The 7,624-nt window shown below is 71.7% G+C and carries 5 protein-coding genes; 1 reads left to right on the top strand and 4 read right to left on the bottom strand.

All coding sequences use genetic code 11. From position 1 onward, the window contains the following. Positions 1 to 322: 322 nt before the first annotated feature. Positions 323 to 1,333 carry a polyprenyl synthetase family protein gene (locus ABZ822_RS30385; RefSeq protein WP_360861218.1) on the bottom strand — a complete coding sequence of 337 codons (1,011 nt, stop codon included), beginning with the start codon at positions 1,331 to 1,333 and terminating at the stop codon, positions 323 to 325. Between the two features lie 531 nt (positions 1,334 to 1,864). Here ABZ822_RS30385 and fahA point away from each other — a divergent pair. Further along, positions 1,865 to 3,106 (top strand): fumarylacetoacetase, encoded by a 1,242-nt coding sequence (fahA, locus tag ABZ822_RS30380; protein ID WP_360861216.1) that lies wholly within the window; start codon positions 1,865 to 1,867, stop codon positions 3,104 to 3,106. Positions 3,107 to 3,398: 292 nt separating this feature from the next. Here the strand turns inward: fahA and ABZ822_RS30375 are convergent, their stop codons facing one another. The 3 genes from ABZ822_RS30375 to ABZ822_RS30365 all read right to left on the bottom strand — a co-directional run bounded on the left by ABZ822_RS30375 (position 3,399) and on the right by ABZ822_RS30365 (position 7,621). After that, the gene (locus tag ABZ822_RS30375; RefSeq protein WP_360861214.1) at positions 3,399 to 4,214 is read right to left on the bottom strand and encodes a glycerophosphodiester phosphodiesterase; all 816 of its coding nucleotides are present in this window, start codon (positions 4,212 to 4,214) and stop codon (positions 3,399 to 3,401) included. A gap of 138 nt (positions 4,215 to 4,352) precedes the next feature. Next, positions 4,353 to 6,005: an NADH-quinone oxidoreductase subunit NuoN gene (gene nuoN, locus ABZ822_RS30370; protein ID WP_360861212.1), complete on the bottom strand. Its 1,653-nt coding sequence runs from the start codon at positions 6,003 to 6,005 to the stop codon at positions 4,353 to 4,355. 5 nt (positions 6,006 to 6,010) lie between these two features. Further along, positions 6,011 to 7,621, bottom strand: coding sequence for an NADH-quinone oxidoreductase subunit M (locus ABZ822_RS30365; RefSeq protein ID WP_360861210.1), 1,611 nt, complete (start codon positions 7,619 to 7,621; stop codon positions 6,011 to 6,013). Positions 7,622 to 7,624: the final 3 nt, after the last annotated feature.

Here is a 7,624-nt window from a genome sequence, read left to right as displayed (position 1 = left end):
GCGGTGCAGTCCTAGACAGCTCCACCACAGCGGAGGTCTTCGCTATCGATCAACCCCCACGACAGTCAACAACGCTCGTGATCAATACACCTAGGGGGTGGGACGGGCGGTAGGCGGCGGACCGTACCCGGTGGAGGAGGACCGGACTCCGTGGACGTACGGACCGACCGTGACACGACGGCGGGGGCGGGCGAGGTGACGCGACGTCAACGACGGTCCGGGGAGGGACCGGGGACGGCCCGACGAGAGATTCGGCGAGATGCCTGCGAGGGGATCGGCCTCAGCCGGCGCGGGTTCGGCGTCAGCGGGCGAGCGATCGGCTTCAGCCGGCGCGGTGCACCACGGCGTCGCACAGCTCCTCCAGCGCCGCCCGCGCCGGGCTCACCGGCAGCGGCGCCAGCATCGCGCGCGCCTCCTCCGCGTACCGGACGGTGTCCCGGCGGGCCTGCTCGAGCGCGGGGTGGACCCGCAGCCTGCGCAGCGCCTCCGCGTGACGCGCGTCGTCCGTCAGGTCGCCGTCGAGCAGCGCGCACAGCTCCTGGTCGGCGGGGTCGCCGGACGTGGCCGCCAGGGCCCGCAGGCGGAGCACCGGCAGCGTCGGGATGCCCTCGCGCAGGTCCGTGCCCGGCGTCTTGCCGGACTCGTGGCTGTCGCTCGCGATGTCGAGCACGTCGTCGGCGAGCTGGAAGGCGATGCCGAGCCGTTCGCCGTACTGGGTCAGGATGTCGACGACGCGCTCGTCGGCGCCGGACATCATGGCGCCGAAGCGCCCGGAGACCGCCACCAGCGAGCCGGTCTTGCCCGCGAGGACGTCGAGGTAGTGGTCGACCGGGTCGCGGCCGTCACGCGGTCCGGCCGTCTCCAGGATCTGGCCGGTGACCAGCCGCTCGAAGGCCTCGGCCTGGATGCGGACGGCCTCGGGTCCGAGATCGGCCAGGATGTGCGAGGCGCGCGCGAAGAGGAAGTCGCCGGTCAGCACGGCGACCGAGTTGTCCCAGTTGGCGTTGGCGCTGGCCACACCGCGCCGCACATCGGCCTCGTCCATCACGTCGTCGTGGTAGAGCGTCGCCAGATGCGTCAGCTCGACGACCACGGCGGACGGGACGACGCCAGGGGCGTAGCTGTCACCGAACTGCGCCGCCAGCATCACCAGCAGCGGGCGGAACCGCTTGCCGCCCGCCTTCACGAGGTGCTGCGCCGCCTCGGTGATGAAGGGCACGTCGCTCTTGGTGGCCTCCAGCAGGCCCTCCTCGACAGCCGCCAACCCGGCCTGGACATCGGCTTCCAGAGCCTGGTCCCGCACGCTCAGCCCGAAAGGCCCGACGACGGTCACGAGGGGTTCTCCTGTCTGCAAACGACCTACACGGAATGTCGATCTGTCGCTGTCACCACTGGCAGCGTATCCGGTCGCCTGTGGATCACAGCGGGCGGCCGTCCGTCGTACCGGCCGGGCCGCGGGAACACCACCTCGACCACCGGTGACGCCGGGAATCCGGCAGCGGGCGCTCGCCCGGACGGCGCAGCGCGCGCGGGATCGGCGGGGCGCGCAGGCGCGGCGCGCGCGTGCCGCGGGCACGGGCCCGGGGCACAGGACGGGTACGGAGGAGGCGGGCACCGGCCGGGTCGACGGTGCACGGCGGCGGACCGGAGCGGGGGACCGGGGAACGGGGACCGGAGAACTAGGGACGGTCGCGGGGCGTGCGCTCGAACCACCCGGCGCGTGCGTCACCTCCCGCGCCCGCACTGCTTTTTCCCAGCATGTGATGTGCATTGGTGATTCACTGCCTATCGGCCCATGGCCAGCCGCCAGGCCGTAATCTGTGGGACCGGCCACCCGGCGGACAGGAAGGCGAGGCACCGATCCATGCCCGAGCAGCCCGAGCAGCCCGAGCGGAGCCCGCTCAATGTTCCCGAAGGCGATCCCTTCGGTCTGAACAACCTCCCGTACGGCGTCTTCAGCACGGCGGACGAGCCCGGCCGGCACCGCATCGGCGTCCGCTACGGCGACCACGTCCTGGACGTCCACACGGCGGCGACGGCGCTCGGCTCCCCCCACTCGGATCTGCTGGCCAGCCCCACCCTGGGTGCCCTGATGGCCGCGGGCCGCCCCGTCTGGCAGGCCGTGCGCGCCGACATCCGCACCTGGCTCGGCTACCCGGCGATCGAGCCGTTCCTGCACCCCCTGACCGACGTCACCCTGCACCTCCCCTTCGAGGTCGCCGACTACGTCGACTTCTACGCCAGCGAGCACCACGCCACCAACGTCGGCCGGATCTTCCGGCCCGACGGCGAGCCGCTGACCCCCAACTGGAAGCACCTGCCCATCGGCTACCACGGGCGGGCCGGCACCGTCGTCGTCTCCGGCACCCCGGTCGTACGGCCCAGCGGGCAGCGCAAGGCGCCCTCCGACCCGGCCCCCTCCTTCGGGCCGTCGCTGCGCCTGGACATCGAGGCGGAGGTCGGCTTCGTCGTCGGCACGCCGTCGGCCCTCGGCCGGCCGGTGCCGCAGAGCGACTTCCGCGATCACGTCTTCGGCGTCTGCCTGCTCAACGACTGGTCGGCGCGGGACGTCCAGGCCTGGGAGTACGTGCCGCTGGGGCCGTTCCTGGGCAAGTCCTTCGCGACGTCCGTCTCCGCCTGGGTCACCCCGCTCGAGGCGCTGGACGCGGCTCGTACGGCGCCTCCGGCCCGGGATCACGCCCTGCTGCCGTACCTGGACGACGCGGACCTGGAGCCCGGCGGGCTGGACATCCGGATCACGGTCTCGATCAACGGCCACCCGGTCTCCGAGCCGCCCTTCTCGACCATGTACTGGACAGCGGCCCAGCAGCTCGCCCATATGACCGTCAACGGCGCCTCACTGCGGACCGGTGACCTCTTCGCCTCCGGCACGGTCTCCGGCCCGGAGCCGGAGCAGCGCGGTTGCCTGCTGGAGCTGACCTGGTCGGGGCGCGACCCGGTGGAGCTGCCGGACGGCAAGCGGACGTTCCTGGAGGACGGCGACGAGGTGACGCTGACGGCCTGGGCCCCCGGCGCGGACGGCAGCCGCATCGGCCTCGGCGAGGTGTCCGGCCGCGTCCTGCCCGCGGCGGCCCAAGCGGTCTGACGGGCGTCCGCGCCCGGCGCCCCTCTCGCGCGGCGTCGGGCAGCGGCGGGCGGTCCGTCGGTACTCCCGCACTTCCTGAACCCGGCGGAACCGGGTGGCAGATCTTGCCCGGCGGAGGCACGAACCCCCAGGTCCGAGACGCCACCGGGTCGGCGCCCGGTGGCGCGGCACTGTGGCAACGCCAGCTCCGCCGTCGGCGCCGAGCGCGCCGTACCCGCGTTGGCCGCAGTCCTCGCCGGCGCCCACGCCGGGACCTGGGTCAGACCCTGAACCGGCCCGTCCGCGGGCCGGTTCAGCGGTTGCCGATCTGCTCCAGGACCTGGCGGGGGCGGTTGGTGATCAGCGTCTCCACGCCCAGCTCCAGACACAGCTCGACGTCCTCGGGCTCGTCCACCGTCCACACGTGGACCTGGTGGCCCGCCGCCCGCAGCCGGCGTACGAGGCCGGGCCGGGCGCGTACGAGATCGATGCCGGGGCCGGCGATCCGGACGCCGCGCGGCAGGGCCGCCTCCCGGCCCGGGAGCGGCCGCCGCTCCGTGAGCAGGACGCGCGGCAGATCGGGCGCCAGGGCCGCCAGGCGGTGCAGCGCGGTGCGCGAGAAACTCATCAGCCGCACCCTGGGCCGCTCCCCCGTGCGTGGTCGGTGGAGCCCGAACAGCCGCAACTGGCGTACGAGTTCGTGCTCGACCCGCCCGGCCCAGCGGGTGGGGTGCTTGGTCTCGACGGCGATGTCCACGGGCCGGGGCGCGGATGTGGCCAGCGCCAGGAGTTCGTCGAAGGCGAGGATCCGCGAAGGTCCGGCGCCGCCGCCCTTCCAGGAGCCGAAGTCGAAGCGGTCCAGCTCGTCCAGGGTGAGGGCCGAGACGGCGCCGCGGCCGTCGGACGTGCGGTTCACCCGCCGGTCGTGGACGCACACCAGCCGCGCGTCGCGCGTCAGGCGCACATCGCACTCCAGCGCGTCGGCGCCGTCCTCGATGGCCTGCTCGTAGGCGGCGAGGGTGTGCTCGGGATGGTCGTCGGAGGCGCCGCGATGTGCGACGACCTGGGTGACCCGGCGTTCGGGGGCGGCCGGGGCGCCGGATGAACGACGGTGATGTGGGAGGTTCACGGGGAAACTGTGGCATCCGGCCGTGAACGGCAGACCAACGGCCCGCGGTGCGGAGCCATGTCCTTCAGGACACGGCGCACCACGGGCCGTCGCAGCCGGACGGGCCACCGTCCGCGAGGACGACGGCCTCGGCAGGGACTACCTCACGAACACACCCGCCTGCCCCGCCAGGTCCAGGAAGTACTGCGGCGCGACGCCGAGCACGACCGTCACGGCGACGCCGATGCCGATCGCGGCCGTCGTCAACGGGCTGGGCACGGCGACGGTGGGTCCTTCCGGCTTCGGCTCGCTGAAGAACATGAGCACGATGACGCGGATGTAGAAGAACGCCGCGATCGCCGACGAGATGACACCGACGACGACCAGCGCGCCGGCACCGCCCTCGGCCGCCGCCTTGAAGACGGCGAACTTGCCGGAGAAGCCGGACGTCAGCGGGATGCCCGCGAAGGCCAGCAGGAAGACCGCGAAGACCGCCGCCACCAGGGGCGAACGCCGCCCGAGCCCGGCCCACTTGGACAGGTGGGTGGCCTCGCCGCCCGCATCGCGCACCAGCGTGACGACGGCGAAGGCGCCGAGCGTCACGAAGGAGTACGCGGCCAGGTAGAACAGCACCGAGGAGACGCCGTCCGGGGTGGCCGCGATGACACCGGCCAGGATGAAGCCCGCGTGGGCGATCGAGGAGTAGGCCAGCAGACGCTTCACATCGGTCTGGGTGACGGCCACGATCGCGCCGACCAGCATGGTGACGATGGCGACGCCCCACATCACCGGCCGCCAGTCCCAGCGCAGGCCCGGCAGGACGACGTACAGCAGACGGAGCAGCGCTCCGAACGCGGCGACCTTCGTCGCGGCGGCCATGAAGCCGGTGACGGGGGTCGGGGCGCCCTGGTAGACGTCCGGCGTCCACATGTGGAACGGCACGGCGCCGACCTTGAAGAGCAGCCCCATCAGCACCATCGCGCCGCCGATCAGCAGCAGAACGTCGTTGCCCATCGTGCCCGCGAGGGCGGGGGTGACCTCCCGTACGGTGCCGTCCACGACGTCGGCGATCCCGCCGTACGTGACGGTGCCCGCGTAGCCGTAGAGCAGTGCGATGCCGAACAGCAGGAACGCCGAGGAGAAGGCGCCGAGGAGGAAGTACTTCATCGCCGACTCCTGCGACAGCAGCCGCTGGCGGCGGGCCAGCGCACACAGGATGTAGAGCGGGAGCGAGAAGACCTCGAGGGCGACGAAGAGGGTCAGCAGATCGTTCGCGGCGGGGAAGATCAGCATGCCGCCGACCGCGAAGAGCAGCATCGGGAACACCTCGGTGGTGGTGAACCCGGCTTTGACCGCTTCCTGTTCGGCCGGTCCGCCCGGTGTGGCGGCGGCCGACGCCGCGAAGGAGTCGACCTGTTTGCCGTGCGCCGCGGGGTCCAGCCGCCGCTCGGCGAAGGTGAAGACCGCGACGAGCGACACCAGCAGGATCGTGCCCTGCAGGAAGAGGGCGGGGCCGTCCACCGCGACGGCGCCCATGGCGGAGATCCGTGACTTGCTGTCCGCGAAGCCGCCCGCGGCCAGCCCCACGACCGCCGCGAAGGCGGCGGCGAGGGCGGTCAGCGACAGCATCAGCTGCGTGTAGTAGCGGCTGCGGCGCGGCAGGAAGGCCTCGACGAGCACGCCGACGATGGCGGCACCGATCACGATCAGGGTCGGGGCGAGCTGCCCGTACTCGATGTCGGGGGCCGGGATCTTCTGGGGGGCCTCGGCCGCCGTTGTCCACAGGCTGTGGACAACACTTGCGTCTGCCACGGCGATCACTTCGCGGCCTCCAGGTCTCGTACCGGAACGTCAGGCTTGGGGTCGTGTTCATCCACCACGGACATCGTGTGGTCGACCGCCGGATTGACGATGTCAGCGACCGGCTTCGGGTAGACGCCCAGGAAGATCAGCAGCGCGATCAGCGGGGCGACGACCACCAGTTCACGGACCTTGAGGTCGGGCATGCTCCGGACCTCGTCCTTCACCGGCCCGGTCATGGTGCGCTGGTAGAGCACCAGGACGTAGAGCGCGGCCAGCACGATGCCGAAGGTCGCGATGATGCCCGCCGCCGGATAGCGGCTGAACGTGCCGACCAGGACCAGGAACTCACTGACGAACGGCGCGAGCCCCGGCAGCGAGAGCGTGGCCAGACCGCCGATCAGGAAGGTGCCCGCGAGGACGGGAGCCACCTTCTGCACACCGCCGTAGTCGGCGATCAGGCGCGAGCCGCGGCGCGAGATCAGGAAGCCCGCGACCAGCATCAGCGCCGCGGTCGAGATCCCGTGGTTGACCATGTAGAGCGTCGCGCCGCCCTGGCCCTGGGTGGTCATCGCGAAGATGCCCAGGATGATGAAGCCGAAGTGGGAGATCGACGCGTAGGCCACCAGGCGCTTGATGTCCCGCTGGCCGACCGCGAGGAGCGCGCCGTAGACGATGCTGACCAGCGCGAGCGCGATGATCACCGGCGTGGCCCACTTCGATGCCTCCGGGAAGAGCTGGAGGCAGAAGCGGAGCATCGCGAAGGTGCCGACCTTGTCGACGACCGCCGTGATGAGGACGGCGACGGGCGCCGTGGACTCCCCCATCGCGTTCGGCAGCCAGGTGTGCAGCGGCCAGAGCGGCGCCTTCACCGCGAACGCGAAGAAGAAGCCGAGGAACAGCCACCGCTCGGTGGACGTCGCCATGGTGAGGTCGCCGTTCGCCCGCGCCTGGACGATCTCCTGGAGGGAGAACGTGCCCTGGCCGAGGTCGTCGGCGGTGATGGCGAAGAGCCCGATGACCGCGGCCAGCATGATCAGACCGCCGGCGAGGTTGTAGAGGAGGAACTTCACCGCGGCGTAGCTGCGCTGCTTGCTCGCCTCGTCCTCGCCGTGAGCGCTCGCCCGGTCCCCGAAGCCGCCGATGAGGAAGTACATCGGGATGAGCATGGCTTCGAAGAAGATGTAGAAGAGGAAGACGTCGGTGGCCTCGAAGGAGAGGATCACCATCGCCTCGACCATGAGGATCAGCGCGAAGAAGCCCTGGGTCGGCCGCCACCGGCGGTTGGGCGCCTTCTCCTCCAGCGGGTCGGCGTCATGCCAGCCCGCCACGATGATGAAGGGGATGAGCAGGGCCGTCAGGGCGACCAGGGCGACCCCGATCCCGTCCACGCCCAGTTCGTAGCGCACGCCGAAGTCCGCGATCCAGGCGTGGGACTCGGTCAACTGGTAGCGCGCGCCGCCCGGTTCGAACCGTACGAGGACGACCGCCGCCAGGACGAGCGTGGCGAGCGAGAAGGTCAGTGCCAGCCACTTCGCGGCCGTGCGCTTCGCCGCGGGCACGGCGGCCGTGGCGACGGCACCGATGGCGGGCACCGCGGCCGTGAGTGTCAGCAGGGGAAATGACATCGA

The sequence above is a fragment of the Streptomyces sp. NPDC047108 genome (assembly GCF_040643575.1).
In the GTDB taxonomy this organism is placed as follows: Bacteria; Actinomycetota; Actinomycetes; order Streptomycetales; family Streptomycetaceae; genus Streptomyces.
Note: the sequence above shows the minus strand (reverse complement) of the source record. Positions and strands in the feature narration are given on the sequence as shown.

What these genes read in the sequence shown, in the direction of transcription:
- fahA (WP_360861216.1), top strand. Translation starts at nt 1,865, where the DNA reads ATGCCCGAGCAGCCCGAGCAGCCCGAGCGGAGCCCGCTCAATGTTCCC.
- ABZ822_RS30365 (WP_360861210.1), bottom strand. Translation starts at nt 7,621, where the DNA reads ATGTCATTTCCCCTGCTGACACTCACGGCCGCGGTGCCCGCCATCGGT.